We start from the raw sequence: 13,638 nt of genomic DNA, 5'->3' as shown, positions 1-13,638 counted from the left end.
TTTTAAGCAAAAATAATAAGGATCGCAAGGATCTGGACAATAGAAACGAAGATAGAAAGGGAGCTAGCCATTCCAACAAGATCGCCTTTATACCCACATTGCAACGCATAAATCGGCGAGATCGAACCAACAGGACTTGCGATACATAGCGCTGTGACGATCCGAGCTGTTGCAGGGATCGGCATAAAAAACAAGATCAAAACGATCAAAGCAGTATTCAGCAGTGTACGGGCCCATACGGTTTTATAGATGGCCTTCAGCTTTTCTTTCGGCAGATCCAAACGAATCAGAAGGCCGATCATGAACATCGACAAAAACGAGTTCGCTCCACCAGCCACATTCGCTATATCCATGATATATGAGGGAACAGAAAGGTTCAAAAAAGCGAAAACGAACAAGAGCACATAAGTGACAAAAGGAGCGCTCTTTAACAAAGTCTTTAGGATAGATCGCAATGAAACTCGCATCGTTTTCATCGATACTGATTGAGCGGCCACTAAATTTAGTCCAAGACCCATTAAAGCGTTTCCGCAATCAAACATACACAAATAACCAACGCCCACACCCCCAAAAAACATTTCAACAAAAGGCAATACGAAATTACCAATATTATAGGAAGCAGTCGAAAGCATGATGGCCGCTGTTTTAGCGCTCCGTTCGCGATGATTCAAGAAAAAACCTGTGAGAAGTCCGAACATATTCGTCACGATCCCAAGAGAAGCAAGAAGGAGCGTTTCTTTTTGGATCACGATCGAATCCGCGTTCTTGATCAGCGCGGCTGGTAAAGTCACCAAAACGATGATTTTGCCTAGCTTGTTGGCATCGTCTTTATCTAAGATATTAAAATATTTAAATGCATATCCAAACATGATAAAAAGAAGATAGGTGCTTGTTTTTTCAATCACTGAAATCATAGAAGCGACAGCTGCACCCTTTCTTTTATTGGATCGATCCCGATCACTGTACAACTGACGATATCACCGACATGGACGATCTCATTGGGATCCGATACGAAACGATCAGCCAGTTTTGATATATGGACTAAGCCATCCTCATGGAGGCCAATATCGACAAAAGCGCCAAAGCTGACAACGTTGCGGACAGTTCCTTCGAGCTTCATACCGATCGTAAGATCTTTAAGCTCTAGGATTCCCGACTTAAGGAGAGGAGCTTCCAATGTCTCTCGAACATCCCGTCCAGGGTGGCTGAGTTCCTTGATGATATCTTGGATCGTATACGGATCGCTTTTTAGGTCGAGGGCTAGCTGATCGATATTGGCGATCGCTAGCTTTCTTAAAAAGTGCCGTTCTTGGCGGTCTTTTAAATCAAGACCTAAGCGGTCCAATAGCTCTTGGGTAAGAGCGTAGCTTTCCGGATGGATTCCTGTACGGTCCAATATATTCTCGCTTTCTGGGATCCGCAAAAAGCCAACACACTGTTCATAGGTGGTATCGCTGATCCCTCGGATCTCTCGGATCTGTTTTCTAGATGTAATTGGCGTCTTCTCTTTATATGCGTACAAGGCGTTGATGGCGCGCTTGTTCAATCCAGAAACATAAGAAAGAATGCTTTTCGAGGCGGTATTGATCGGAACCCCCACTTGATTGACGATCTTTTGGGTCGTAAAGTCTAGCATCTCTTGAAGCTTTTTTTGATTCACATCGTGCTGGTACTCGCCCACACCAATCGATTTAGGCTCGATCTTGACAAGCTCGCTCAAAGGATCTTGGATCCTTCTTCCAATCGAGATGGCGCTACGCTTTTCGACACTCAGATCGGGAAATTCTTCTTGCGCAAGCTTCGAGGCGGAATATACGCTGGCGCCCGCTTCAGAGACGATCACATATTTGACCGAAGGGAATTCCTTCAATACCGTTGAAACGAAGCGTTCTGATTCTCTTGAGGCAGTCCCATTGCCAATGGCGATCAAGTCAACATTATATTTTTTCAATAAAGAGACGATCTTCTTTTTTGAGCCTTCAAAATCGTTATGCGGCGCGGTTGGATAGATCACATCGATCGCCAAGACATTTCCATTCTCATCGAGCACCGCAAGCTTGCACCCAGTACGAAAAGCGGGATCAAATCCGAGCACTCTTGCTTTTTTGAAAGGACGGGTCAACAGCAGATGTTCCAAGTTGATCGAGAACGTTTGGATCGCTTTATCATCCGCTTCTTCTGAAAGCATAGAGCGGATCTCGCGCTGGATGCTTCGCAAGATCAATCGTTTGAGCGCATCTTTGATCGCGTCCTGCAAAAACGGTTGGGCAGTGGAAGAAGAACGGATCCAGCGTTGGCTGGCATAGCGTTGGATCGAATCAAGATCATATTCAAGGTGCACATTCAAGATCTTTTCTTTTTCTCCTCGATTCAAGGCGAGCGTTTGGAAGTGTTTTAGCCGCTTAAGACGGCAAGAAAAATCGTAGTAGATCTCATAGGTATGCTTTGGATCTTCGGCGTCTTTTTTGATCTTAGAGGCGATCGAGCCATATTTTAAGATCTGATCTCGGATCCAAGCTCTAAGATCGGCGTCTTCGCTGATTTTTTCCGCGATGATGTAGCCGGCACCTTCCAACGCTTCTTCTGCTGGCAGTTTTGAATAAGCAAAAACCAGATCTTTTAAAGATGTTTGTTTTTGAGAAAGGATCGCTTCAGCAAGAGGCAACAATCCTTTCGCGATCGCTTCGGAAGCTTTTGTTTTCTTCTTTTCTTTATAGGGACGATAAAGATCTTCCACTTCGACGAGTTTTCTTGCGTTCAGGATCTTCGATCTAAGCTCTTCGTTGAGCAGGCCTTTTTCTTCGATCAATCGGATCACGTCTTCTTTTCGTTGCATGAGATTATTTTGATATGAGAATTGAGACTCGATCTCTTTGATTTGATCTTCATTCATATTGCCTGTTTTTTCTTTTCGATACCGGGCGATAAAGGGAATCGTTGCTCCTTCTTGAAGAAGATCGAGCACGGCTTGAATGTTTTTGGATGGAAGACCTAGATCGTTTGTAAGTATTTTTAAAATTTCTTGCATAGGTTCTCTCTTTCTTTCATTATGCCAAAAGAAAAGGCTGATCATAAATCAGCCACCAAGATCCGGAGAATGTAACGTAGGAGGAGGGAAATAGCCGGATCGTTGCTTGGACTACAAGTGCCTTTTTTGACGGCGTTTCTCATTCCATAAAGTGAATGAGCAAAATAGAACCATCGAAAGACAAATGGATAAAATCAAGGAAGTGATCTTCATCACTTCTTCAGGCAGAGGTGTGTATAGGCGGTGGACCAGAATGATCATCATTCCAATAAGGCCCAGCATCGCGCATCCATTGCGTATCGTTTTCATAATCTATCTCTTGGCTTCATCCTATCATATCTTGTTTAAAAAAGAATTGCGAGTGCTTGGCGAAAAGTTAGTTGAATATAACTTTATGTTAGAGTATACTAACTTTGAAGTTAGTATACTCTAACATAAAGGAGGAATCGGGATAAATGCCTTTATCATTTTGCAAAGTGGATGTAGTATATCCGATCGAGAAGATCACAGGAAAAGATTCGATGCGAACCCATTTAAGAAATCTTGGCATCGTAGAAGGAGAATCGATCGTGATCAAAAATGCGATTCAGAAAAATTTGATCGTTGAAATCAAAGGGATCCGAATCGCTTTAGATGCAACGCTTGCGCAAAGAATCATGGTCGGAAAGGAGATTCAATGAAAACACTGGATACATGTAAACCAAACGATACGATCATCGTCAAAAAGCTCCACGGAACAGGCGCCATAAAACGCCGCATCATGGACATGGGCGTTACTAAAGGCACAGAAGTGTTCGTTCGTAAGATCGCGCCTCTAGGAGATCCGATGGAACTCAATATTCGCGGATATGAGCTTTCGATTCGAAAAGAAGACGCGTCCAAGATCGAAGTAGAGTAAAAAAACGAGGAGAGAATATGGAAATCAAAGCAGCTTTAACAGGAAATCCAAATTGCGGAAAAACAACTCTATTCAACGCCTTGACCGGCTCTAAACAAAGAGTAGGGAACTGGCCAGGGGTAACTGTCGAAAAAAAAGAAGGAACTTACAAAAACGATCCTTCGATCTTGATCCAAGATCTTCCGGGCATCTATTCGCTCTCGCCTTATTCTTTAGAAGAAGTCGTAGCTCGAAGCTATCTAGTCCAAGAACATCCTGATGTGATTTTAGATGTAGTGGATACGAGCAATCTTGAGCGAAATCTCTATTTAACGACGCAGCTTCTTGAGCTGGACATTCCAGTCGTCGTGGGCTTGAACATGATGGATATCGTGGAAGATAAAATCGATCTCAAAAAGCTGGCGCGCTGGCTTAACGCACCAGTCGTAGAAGTTTCTGCTTTAAAAAAACAAGGTTTGGAATCCTTGATGAAGCAAGTGAAAAACGAGAGCGCTAAAAAAGAGCAGAAGCCATTTTTGTTTTCGAGATCGATCGAAGATGCGATTGGTTCCATTCAACGTCTGCTGCCTGAAACTAAGCAAACAAGATGGTATGCGTTAAAAGTGCTCGAAAACGATTCTCGCATTCTTGAAGAGCTTTCTTTATCCAAGACTGATCAACAAAAAATAACCAAGCTTCGCGAAGCGATCGAAAATGAGTTTGACGACGATATTGAAAGCATCTTGACTGCTCAACGCTATGATTTTATCGAAAAACTGATTCAAGATTGCGTAAAAAGGAAAAGGACGAAGCATGCGATGAGCGTTTCCGACCGCATCGACTCGATCGTAACAAATCGATTCTTGGCCCTTCCGATCTTCGTGCTGATCATGTATGGGATCTATACGATCGCGATGGGTTCAACCCCATTTTCGATTGGTACGATCGGCACGGATTGGGCCAACGATGTTTTATTTGGAGAAACGATACCGGGAATGATGGGTTCTGTGATCCAATATTTTCATATCAATCCGATTTTAGCTTCTTTGTTGAAAGATGGTATCGTTGCTGGTGTAGGCGCGACATTGGGCTTTGTCCCTCAGATCTTAGTCTTGTTCGTATTCTTATCGATTTTAGAAGATTGCGGTTATATGGCCAGAGTCGCCTTTATTATGGATAGACTTTTTAGAAAGTTTGGTTTATCGGGGAAAAGCTTCATTCCTCTTTTGGTGGCAACAGGATGTGGTGTTCCAGGAATCATGGCGAGCCGAACGATCGAACAAGATCGAGATCGCAAGCTGACGATCATGACCACAGGCTTTATTCCATGCGGAGCAAAAATGCCAATCATTGGTTTATTTGCGGGGGCAATCTTTGGAAACAGCTCGCTCGTCGCTACTTCCGCATTCGTGATCGGGATCGCGGCTGTGGTGGTATCTGGCATCATGCTTAAAAAATTCAAAGCATTTGCGGGCGAACCAGCACCTTTCGTGATGGAACTTCCAGCTTATCATTTTCCTTCTCTTTCCAATGTGCTTCATTCCACTTGGGAAAGAGGATTCTCTTTTATTAAACGCGCTGGAACTTTGATCTTATTATCTTCGATCGTTTTATGGTTCCTGCAGTCCTTTGGATTTGTGAACGGGGCTTTTGCGTTCGTGGACGACAACAACAACTCTTTACTTGCGCTTCTTGGACGATCTCTTGCATGGATCTTCTATCCGCTTGGATGGGTTGGCGATATGGCCTGGAAGGCGACTGTTGCCACGTTTACAGGATTGATCGCCAAAGAAGAAGTCGTGAATACATTTGGCGTACTTTATAATTTTGGAGGCGAACTTTCAGAAGCGGGCAATGAGATTTGGACTTTGGTCGCTGCTGATTTTTCTGCAATCACAGCCTATAGTTTCATGTTGTTCAATTTATTGTGCGCGCCATGCTTCGCGGCGATGGGAGCGATCAAAAGAGAGATGAACAACGCGAAATGGACATGGATCTCAATCGGTTATATGTGTGTGTTTGCGTATTCGATCTCTTTGATCGTCTATCAACTTGGAGGTCTTTTACTTCATGAAGTTCCGTTCAACTTCTTTACGGTTGTCGCGCTTGTTTTGTTGGTAGGTATTCTATATCTTCTGTTTAGAAAAGGATATTCAGAAGACAAGTCCAACATTTCTGTGAAAGACTTTTCATTGAATAAAGTACGCTCTTGAGCGTGAAGGGAGGATATCGAAAATGAATATTGCCGATGTGATTGTTATGATCATTTTAAGTATAGTCGTGATCTTGATCATCCGCGTATTAAAAAAGCCTAGATCATCTTGTCATGGAGATTGTTCAAGCTGTGGATCGAGTTGTTCCCACATTGATTGGGATGCGATCAGAGACGATATCCACCAAGAAAAAAAGTCGAGATGAATGTCTCGGCTTTTTTGCGTTATACTAAAAAGAAGAAAAAAGAGGAATAAAAATGAACGAAAAAAAATTGAAACAGTATGCGAAATTGATCATAGAAAAAGGGCTGAATGTACACAATGGACAGCTTGTGGTCGTACGCGCCAATCTAGAAGCGTATCCGCTTGTCCGTCTTATTTCGAAAGAAGCGTATAAAAAAGGAGCGAAGGATGTGATCGTAAAGTATCAAGACGAGCAGATCGAGCACGATCATTTATTATATGCCGATCCTTCATGTTTCGAAAACGTTCTTTTGAGCGAGAGTTTATTTTATGACGAAACCGCGCAAGCGGGAGCCTGTTATTTAACGCTTACAGGCAATGATCCAGATTTGATGCGTGATGCCGATCCAAAGCGTATCACGATGTATCGGAAAAGCTTCAATAGGGCAAGCAAGGAGTATCGTAAACAAATAGACCAAATGAAGGTGTCTTGGTGTATCGCGGCCGCCCCAACAGCTTCTTGGGCACAAAAAGTCTTTCCCACTCTTTCTAAAGAAGAAGCAATCGACGCGTTATGGGATTCGATCTTTCAAGCGTGCAGGGTCGATGAAGAATATACGCTGGAAAATTGGCAAAACCATCTAGATGCTTTTCAAGACCATCTCAATTGGCTGAATGGACTTTCTATCCAATCTTTGTGGTATAAAAATAAAGCCGGAACTGATTTAGAAGTCCGGCTTCCTGAAAACTATCGGTTCGTTGGTGGAGATTCTAAATTACAAGTCGAGGGGACCCCTTCCTATTCGCCCAATATTCCTACGGAAGAAATATTTTCGGCACCGTTCAAGTATGGAGTGAATGGAAGACTTGTGGCGACTTTGCCTCTTGTCTATCAAGGAAATCGAATCGAAGATTTTTGGTTTGAGTTCAAAGACGGAAAAGTCGTAGACTATGACGCGAAAGTGGGCAAAGATGTTTTGGAGAGTATTCTAGAAACGGATGAAGGAGCCAAATATTTAGGGGAAGTGGCTTTGGTTCCTGCCGATTCACCGATCGCGAAGATGCGAAGGCTCTTTTATAATACGCTCTTCGATGAGAACGCTTCCTGTCATTTTGCGCTGGGAAAAGCGTACTTGGAGTGTGTTGAGAACGGCTTGGAAATGGATGAAGAAGCCCAAGAGCAAGCTGGTTTGAATGTCTCTAGCACACATGTTGATTTTATGATTGGCAGCGATGATCTATCGATCATTGCACGATGCCTAGACGGGAAGGAAGTACCGATCTTTCAAGATGGCTGCTGGGTTTCTCGGATTGACTAACCTTAGGAATGCACGTAAAATAGGTTAGAAAGAAATGGAGTGATCTAAATGGCAGATGAAAAAAAACCTTTAAAAAGAAGTCGTGCCTTAGACGAACTGGAAGAACTGAACCAGCAAGATAGAATTTCATCCATTCAATTTAGCGAACCTGAATTGCGTGATTTTGATGCAGCAAGCATCTTTGAGATCGATGAAGAACACCGTACGTCAGCTCCAAAACGGAAGATCTTTGGAAAGCGCGCGAGCCGCAAAGCCAACGTAAAGGTGAAGACGAATACATATGAAACAAAAGATGTGATCCAAGAAGAGATCCGGATCAAGCCAGTGGAAAAAAAAGTGGAATCTACCCGTATGCAAGACATAGAATGGGTGCCGCAAGAAGAAGTGCTTGAAGCGGAGCTCATCACGCCAAGTGATGAAAACGAAGCGGATGTTGAAAAGAAGCAAGCAGTGGAAGAGCAAATCGAAGAAGCTCGCAATGAGCCTGAAGAAGATCCTGTTTTTGAAAAAGAAGTCGAAGAGATCGATGAAAGCGAACAAGAAGATCAAGAGCAGGCGGAATATGAAACAGATGAGAATGATACGATCCGTATCGATCAAGTTGAACGGGAATATCTCGAGTCTGATGATCTAGAGGATGAAGAGGACGAAGACGACGAAGAAGATGATGAGGAAGATGAATATGAGAATGAGTTCTATGATGAAGAAGAACAAGATCTCTATGAAGATCGAAAACGATTTTTGCTTTCTCAATATCCTTTGATCGAAGAGTATTTGAACGAACAATCCGAGGAAGGCTACCATTTTGTGCGCCATGTCGGAAAAAAGTATTATTTTGTCCATGGAGAGCCAAAGCCATATTATTATTCGATCAACTACTTCAAAGAAGAACCTTCTGCCGATGAATGGCGAAAATGGGAAAATGAAGGCTGGAAATTGATCGCGAAAGCGCCAGCAAAGAAAAAAAATGAAGCGGGCTGGTTCATTTTTAGAAATCTACAAAATGAAGGAGAGTATAAAAAAGAAATCGATAATGAAGAAGAAAAGTATCGGTTTTTCCGCAAATACGCGAACTCTTGCCGCTCTACGATGTTCTTGATCTTTATCTGCATGGCTTGCTGTATCGTGACAGCTTTTTTGCAATATGAATTTCAAGGCTATCTTTGGGGACTGATCGTATGTGGTGTCTTGTTTTTGATCGCTTTTATCGCTTTTTGCGAATATGGCAGAATGTTGAGAAGCGCAAAAAAACGAGCGCGGCTATTACAGGCGCGGCTGCGCATCAAAGAAAAACAACTCAACGCTTTGCAGGGCTCTTATTTTGATACAAGCGAAAGCGAATCCCAATTAGAATCGGATTGGGACACGCTCGAAAAGCAAGATCAAAAAAAGCCGATGAAGCGTCGTAAAAAAGAAGAAGAGGACGACTAAAAAGATCGCTGTTCAAAACAGCGATCTTTTATATTTTTAAGTCGAATCATTGGTTGATGGAATATGCATCAAAATAATCTTGATAGATCGAAAGGTTCGTTTCTGGATGGATCGTGGCCCCAAACAAAGCCTTTGGATGGGAACGCAAAGCTTCTTCGCTAAGCGGTTCGATCGGTTCTTGAAATTGATATTCGCCATTTTTTCCAACGACCCAAACGGATTCGTTATGATGCTTGACATCGGAAAACTTACGCAGCATCGTCGCGATCGCCAATTCTTCCGGATAGAGGCACATTTTAAACGTATTCGAACAATACGGGAATGCATCCCCTAAAGCTCGAGCGCTCTTTTCTGTCAAGATGAACCATGGATATGAAAGGACGAGCGTATCTTCGATTTCCCTTTTCTTAAAATTATGAACGAGCTTTGAGGTAATCGTATTCATGCCTTTGACCATTTTGCTTTTTTGAAAGCTTAGCGTATTGGTGAAAAAGGCATAGTTTTCAAAGCGCTTTTTTAAGGAAGGATCTTCTTGCGATGTCGCCTTGATATAGTAAATATCTTGATCTGGATATTGGTCTAGGTAGCGTACGATTTCTTCTTTAGATTTAAGAGGAAGCATACCATCGGTCAGAAGAATAAAACGGTCATACGATTTTTTTTCATTGATCTGAGCATCCAAAGCATTTCTTAGCTGCACGATCTGCCCTCTTGGCAGCGAGAGGTCGCCATGAAGTGCTTGTTGCTGGATCTGGGAGACATGTAAGGCTGGTTCATCCGCGTACGTGATCACCATTTGATCTCTTAAATCGTCGTCGTTGATCATTACAAATACATCGTCTCCTTGGTCGATGAGCTGATCAACATTTTCCGAAAGCTCATCGAAGGATTTTCCTAAATAATGGATACAATATGCGATTTTCATTTTTTTACCTCGTTAAACGTCAGTATAGCACAGCCCGTTTTTTCTGCAAACAAAAAGCGGAAAGATTCCGCTTAGAGTTCTTGGGAAAGAACCTCTTCCAAAGATTGAGCCGCTAGACGCACTGTTTCTTTGCATTTATGTTCTTTCGTATAATGTTTTGGCTTGATTTGGGCGCATTGGGTATGGCCTAATTTTTTGTTGAAGCTGGCCACGACTTTCTGTGACAAAGGACGGATCTCATCCAATTGATCATGCGCTTTTGTTTCGATGATCTTCTTAGAAAGAGCGGCGATGCTCGCGCTCAAAGCACCACACGTCAGTCCTGTATACATCCCGCTACCAAAACCAGCCATCATTTTCATGTCTTCTTCATGGAGATTTAAATCATAATAGTCGTTGGAAGCGCGGATGATCGATTCGGAACAGTTGAAACCGTTTGTATATTCTTGTACGGCTAATTCGCTTAAGGTCATTTTTTTCTCCAATTAAAATCAGTGAGGATCTGCAACACATCTTCTTCAAATGTGCCGAACACGATACCGTATTGGCTCAATTTATCCGCATTCAATCGATAGTCGCGGAACCGATCGGCATAACGATCATAATTTGGCACGATATAGGATTCGATTTCATCTGCGCTTGCGCCGATCGTTTCAGCAATAAAACGAGCACTCTCGTAGGTTGAACGATCGTTTTGGCTTGCTACGTGATAGATGCCGCCAGGCAGTTCGCAAATCAAAGCGAACTGCTCCGCCAAATGACGAGCGTAGGTGAGGCATCGTTTTTCGTTGACAGTAAACAAGGTTGGTGTTTGGCGCAAAATCGCGTTCATCACATTGGCGACAAGGTTTGGCGAAGCCTTGATTCCAGGAAAGGAGAGGCCCATCATCCATGAATAGCGCAAGATCACCGCGTCATCCAGCGTGTTTAAAATATAGTTTTCACACTCGATCTTGTTTTTTCCATATACAGTCACACTTTTTGGTTGTTCCTCTTCGGAAAAAGGACCGTGGTTTTCTTTGCCGTTAAAAACTTGTTCTGTTGAGCAGAAGATCAATTTCGCGTTTTTTTCTTTACATACATCTACGATCGCTTTTGTCGATTCAACATTGATCTTTTGGGCGAGTTCAGGATTTTCTTCACACACAGCTGTTGTCGCATTAGCTGCCGTATGGAAGCAAATATCAAAATCTTGGGATTCAACAAATTTTTTTACGCTTTCAGGATCGCTTAGATCAGCGTCCTTTCGGGTCATACGGATCCAATGAAATTTGTCTTTGTTCAAAAGATAAATATAAGAAGCGAGATATCCATTGGCTCCTGTGATTAAAATTGTTTTCATTTTTTGTTACCTTTCGTGCGGCTCACAAGAACGTGAGCATTTTTATTTATTGTAACACAAGAAAGGGCGGCAGGAATAAATGCGGATTCCCATTTTCCAAGTCTTGTCTCATTTCCGTCTGTATAGAGGATCGTCTCTTCCCCCAGATTAGAAATCAAGAAATAGCGGCCGTTGGTTTCTAGCTTCAATGGTGTTTCCTTCACGAAAACTTCATCCACTGTATAGTTTGTCGTGTCTCCAATTCTTCTAGTTTCCTTCTTTGCTGGAACAAATGTTGGCTTTTTTGAGAAATCCGCGACATCAAACGATTCCTTGAGATGAAGTGGTCTTTCTTTTCCTTGACTATCTTTTCGATGATAGTCATAAAAACGATACGTTGTATTTGAATTTGTTCCGACTTCCAAGGCGACGATACCACTGCCAAGTGCGTGGAGCATTCCGCAAGGAATATCGATGTAATCGCCTTGTTTGACTTCTACATAATTGAGAAGGTCTTCGATCGTTTGTTCTTCGAGAGCCTTTTTGATCTGATCAGGATCCTTTGTTTTTGTGCCAGCGACAAGTTTGGCGCCGGGTTTTGCTTGAATGATATACCAGCTTTCGTCTTTTCCATAATCATGGTTGTGCTCTTGTGCGTAGGTATCGTATGGATGGACTTGAATGCTAAGCTGGTCTTTAGCGTCTAAAAAAGCGACGCGGAGCATTTCGTGGAGATCAAGACCTTTTCCAAGCATTTTTTCAGGATCTTCATCGATATATTGCTGAAGTGTTTTTTCTTCTCCTTTGATCTTGTTCGTGCAATATGGATGGGCGCTCACTTCCCACCATGTACCATAGTTTTTGTCCGCGTTTCTGAAGGTGGAAATCGTATCGCCGCCCCAAATCGTATAATCTGGGATCGGCTCTAACACTAGAGGTTTCATTCTTATGCCTCCTTTTTGAATTCTTCTAAGATCTTTAATGACGAACTTGTTCCGATCCGGCTTGCGCCAGCAAGGATCATTTGTTTGCAAGTTTCCCAATCGCGGATCCCTCCGGCTGCCTTGACTTTGACATCGTCTCCCACTGTTTCTTTCATGAGCTTGACGTCTTCTACTTTCGCTCCGCTTTCTCCAAATCCAGTGCTTGTTTTAATGAAGTCAGGGCGTACTTGTTTGGCAATCTCAGATAGTTTCTTGATTTCTTCTTTATCTAAATAGCAGTTTTCGAAAATCACTTTACATGGGACGTTGTATTTATGACAGAGTTCGACCATTTGACGCATTTCATTTTCGATATATTCCCAATCATGCATCTTCGCTTTTCCAATATGGATCACGTAGTCGATTTCGTCGCTGCCATCTTTGATGGCTTGCTCGCATTCATAAAGCTTGCTTTCTAAGCCGGATTGGCCTAAAGGAAAGGAAATCGCAGCGCCTACATGGACATCGGTGTCTTTCAGCCATTCTTTGCATGGTTTGGTCCATACGGTATTGATGGCGACCATCGCACAGTCGATCGTTTTGGCTTGTTCACACAGTTTTTCTAAGTCTTTGTTTGTCGCATAGGCTTTCAAACAAGTGTGGTCAAAATATTTTGCAAGTTCTTTTTCAGTTTTAGGTAATTGAATCAGATTCATTGTTCTTCCCTCCGGTAGTAGTATATCATATACAAAATCATATTGATATAACAAATTGAAAAAATATTTACTTAATTATGTTATACTAATATCCAAGGAGGAGTCACTATGAGTGTGTTAGATCGTGATATACCGTATCGAAATGTATTGATGGTTATCCCAAAAAGAAGAGTAGAAAAAGAAATCCCTCTTAAAAAGGGGTATTCTTATATTCCCTATGAGGATGCCTTGTTTGAGCCTTGGTGCCAATTACAAACCGCATGCAATTTGTTTGATTCGCTAGAGGAGGCAAAATGGTGTCTTTCTCGGTTTTTGGAAGAGGACCGCGCATTTTTTGAAGATAACTTTTTATTTGTAGTCGATGAAGAAAGAACGTTGGTCGCATCCGCAGGCTTATGGCCAGGACATCATTTTGAGGAAGAACGACTACGTGTCCACTATGTCGCTGTTTTGGAACAAGCCCAGCATCAAGGAATCGCGCGGGCCATGCTTTCAAAGCTTTGCGTGCATTATGATTCGATCCCAAGCCGCTATCCATTGTACTTGGCAACGCAATCTCAATCTTATGCAGCGATCTTTATGTATTCTCGTCTTGGTTTTACGCCATATCTTGGCGCGTATAAAGAGCATACAAAAGAGGAAAGCGAGGCGGATTGGGAATTTGTCACCGAGATCTTAAAAGAAAAAAGCTATTCAGCATAA

General features: G+C 42.5%; 15 protein-coding genes. 7 read left to right on the top strand and 8 right to left on the bottom strand.

The features are described 5' to 3' along the window. Positions 1-2: 2 nt before the first annotated feature. The 3 genes from BO225_RS04115 to BO225_RS04105 all read right to left on the bottom strand — a co-directional run bounded on the left by BO225_RS04115 (position 3) and on the right by BO225_RS04105 (position 3,337). Complete coding sequence (locus tag BO225_RS04115) at positions 3-914, bottom strand: AEC family transporter (protein WP_076341005.1); 912 nt, start codon at positions 912-914, stop codon at positions 3-5. After that, the gene (locus tag BO225_RS04110) at positions 911-3,028 is read right to left on the bottom strand and encodes a Tex family protein (RefSeq protein ID WP_076341041.1); all 2,118 of its coding nucleotides are present in this window, start codon (positions 3,026-3,028) and stop codon (positions 911-913) included. Before BO225_RS04110 ends, BO225_RS04115 begins: the two co-directional genes overlap by 4 nt. Before the next feature lie 111 nt (positions 3,029-3,139). Further along, entirely contained in the window at positions 3,140-3,337 is a 198-nt protein-coding gene (locus BO225_RS04105) for a hypothetical protein (protein WP_076341004.1), read from the bottom strand. A gap of 146 nt (positions 3,338-3,483) precedes the next feature. Here BO225_RS04105 and BO225_RS04100 point away from each other — a divergent pair, with 146 nt between their 5' ends. Genes BO225_RS04100 through BO225_RS04075 form a run of 6 tightly spaced genes read left to right on the top strand, consistent with a single transcriptional unit; the run spans position 3,484 to position 9,051 of the window. Then, positions 3,484-3,708 (top strand): FeoA family protein, encoded by a 225-nt coding sequence (locus tag BO225_RS04100; RefSeq protein ID WP_076341003.1) that lies wholly within the window; start codon positions 3,484-3,486, stop codon positions 3,706-3,708. After that, positions 3,705-3,926 (top strand): FeoA family protein, encoded by a 222-nt coding sequence (locus tag BO225_RS04095; protein WP_076341002.1) that lies wholly within the window; start codon positions 3,705-3,707, stop codon positions 3,924-3,926. The genes BO225_RS04100 and BO225_RS04095 overlap by 4 nt, the downstream gene beginning before the upstream one ends. Positions 3,927-3,943: 17 nt before the next feature. Beyond that, positions 3,944-6,118 carry a ferrous iron transport protein B gene (feoB, locus tag BO225_RS04090; protein WP_076341001.1) on the top strand — a complete coding sequence of 725 codons (2,175 nt, stop codon included), beginning with the start codon at positions 3,944-3,946 and terminating at the stop codon, positions 6,116-6,118. Positions 6,119-6,140: 22 nt separating this feature from the next. Continuing rightward, positions 6,141-6,323 (top strand): FeoB-associated Cys-rich membrane protein, encoded by a 183-nt coding sequence (locus BO225_RS04085; RefSeq protein WP_076341000.1) that lies wholly within the window; start codon positions 6,141-6,143, stop codon positions 6,321-6,323. A gap of 52 nt (positions 6,324-6,375) precedes the next feature. Next, entirely contained in the window at positions 6,376-7,620 is a 1,245-nt protein-coding gene (locus BO225_RS04080; RefSeq protein WP_076340999.1) for an aminopeptidase, read from the top strand. 48 nt (positions 7,621-7,668) lie between these two features. Beyond that, positions 7,669-9,051: a DUF2812 domain-containing protein gene (locus BO225_RS04075; protein WP_076340998.1), complete on the top strand. Its 1,383-nt coding sequence runs from the start codon at positions 7,669-7,671 to the stop codon at positions 9,049-9,051. Between the two features lie 46 nt (positions 9,052-9,097). On the opposite strand, the gene BO225_RS04070 is transcribed toward BO225_RS04075, so the two are convergent. From BO225_RS04070 to deoC, 5 genes are all read right to left on the bottom strand, one after another. Beyond that, complete coding sequence (locus tag BO225_RS04070; protein WP_076340997.1) at positions 9,098-9,976, bottom strand: hypothetical protein; 879 nt, start codon at positions 9,974-9,976, stop codon at positions 9,098-9,100. Positions 9,977-10,047: 71 nt separating this feature from the next. After that, entirely contained in the window at positions 10,048-10,449 is a 402-nt protein-coding gene (locus BO225_RS04065; RefSeq protein ID WP_076340996.1) for a C-GCAxxG-C-C family (seleno)protein, read from the bottom strand. Further along, complete coding sequence (locus BO225_RS04060; protein ID WP_076340995.1) at positions 10,446-11,318, bottom strand: SDR family oxidoreductase; 873 nt, start codon at positions 11,316-11,318, stop codon at positions 10,446-10,448. Before BO225_RS04060 ends, BO225_RS04065 begins: the two co-directional genes overlap by 4 nt. Then, a complete protein-coding gene (locus tag BO225_RS04055) occupies positions 11,315-12,241 on the bottom strand; it encodes a type I phosphomannose isomerase catalytic subunit (RefSeq protein WP_076340994.1) in 927 nt (308 codons plus the stop codon). Before BO225_RS04055 ends, BO225_RS04060 begins: the two co-directional genes overlap by 4 nt. Before the next feature lie 2 nt (positions 12,242-12,243). Next, the gene (gene deoC, locus BO225_RS04050) at positions 12,244-12,936 is read right to left on the bottom strand and encodes a deoxyribose-phosphate aldolase (protein WP_076340993.1); all 693 of its coding nucleotides are present in this window, start codon (positions 12,934-12,936) and stop codon (positions 12,244-12,246) included. 108 nt (positions 12,937-13,044) lie between these two features. Here deoC and BO225_RS04045 point away from each other — a divergent pair, with 108 nt between their 5' ends. After that, positions 13,045-13,638 (top strand): GNAT family N-acetyltransferase, encoded by a 594-nt coding sequence (locus BO225_RS04045; RefSeq protein ID WP_076340992.1) that lies wholly within the window; start codon positions 13,045-13,047, stop codon positions 13,636-13,638.

Origin of the sequence: Dubosiella newyorkensis (assembly GCF_001945605.1) — a bacterium.
GTDB lineage: Bacteria > Bacillota_I > Bacilli_A > Erysipelotrichales > Erysipelotrichaceae > Dubosiella > Dubosiella newyorkensis.
The sequence above is the reverse complement of the archived record's forward strand: the minus strand, read 5'-3'. Positions and strand labels throughout refer to the sequence as shown.

Coding starts and splice junctions, on each gene's coding strand:
- BO225_RS04115 (WP_076341005.1), bottom strand. CDS start 914: ATGATTTCAGTGATTGAAAAAACAAGCACCTATCTTCTTTTTATCATG.
- BO225_RS04110 (WP_076341041.1), bottom strand. CDS start 3,028: ATGCAAGAAATTTTAAAAATACTTACAAACGATCTAGGTCTTCCATCC.
- BO225_RS04105 (WP_076341004.1), bottom strand. CDS start 3,337: ATGAAAACGATACGCAATGGATGCGCGATGCTGGGCCTTATTGGAATG.
- BO225_RS04100 (WP_076341003.1), top strand. CDS start 3,484: ATGCCTTTATCATTTTGCAAAGTGGATGTAGTATATCCGATCGAGAAG.
- BO225_RS04095 (WP_076341002.1), top strand. CDS start 3,705: ATGAAAACACTGGATACATGTAAACCAAACGATACGATCATCGTCAAA.
- feoB (WP_076341001.1), top strand. CDS start 3,944: ATGGAAATCAAAGCAGCTTTAACAGGAAATCCAAATTGCGGAAAAACA.
- BO225_RS04085 (WP_076341000.1), top strand. CDS start 6,141: ATGAATATTGCCGATGTGATTGTTATGATCATTTTAAGTATAGTCGTG.
- BO225_RS04080 (WP_076340999.1), top strand. CDS start 6,376: ATGAACGAAAAAAAATTGAAACAGTATGCGAAATTGATCATAGAAAAA.
- BO225_RS04075 (WP_076340998.1), top strand. CDS start 7,669: ATGGCAGATGAAAAAAAACCTTTAAAAAGAAGTCGTGCCTTAGACGAA.
- BO225_RS04070 (WP_076340997.1), bottom strand. CDS start 9,976: ATGAAAATCGCATATTGTATCCATTATTTAGGAAAATCCTTCGATGAG.
- BO225_RS04065 (WP_076340996.1), bottom strand. CDS start 10,449: ATGACCTTAAGCGAATTAGCCGTACAAGAATATACAAACGGTTTCAAC.
- BO225_RS04060 (WP_076340995.1), bottom strand. CDS start 11,318: ATGAAAACAATTTTAATCACAGGAGCCAATGGATATCTCGCTTCTTAT.
- BO225_RS04055 (WP_076340994.1), bottom strand. CDS start 12,241: ATGAAACCTCTAGTGTTAGAGCCGATCCCAGATTATACGATTTGGGGC.
- deoC (WP_076340993.1), bottom strand. CDS start 12,936: ATGAATCTGATTCAATTACCTAAAACTGAAAAAGAACTTGCAAAATAT.
- BO225_RS04045 (WP_076340992.1), top strand. CDS start 13,045: ATGAGTGTGTTAGATCGTGATATACCGTATCGAAATGTATTGATGGTT.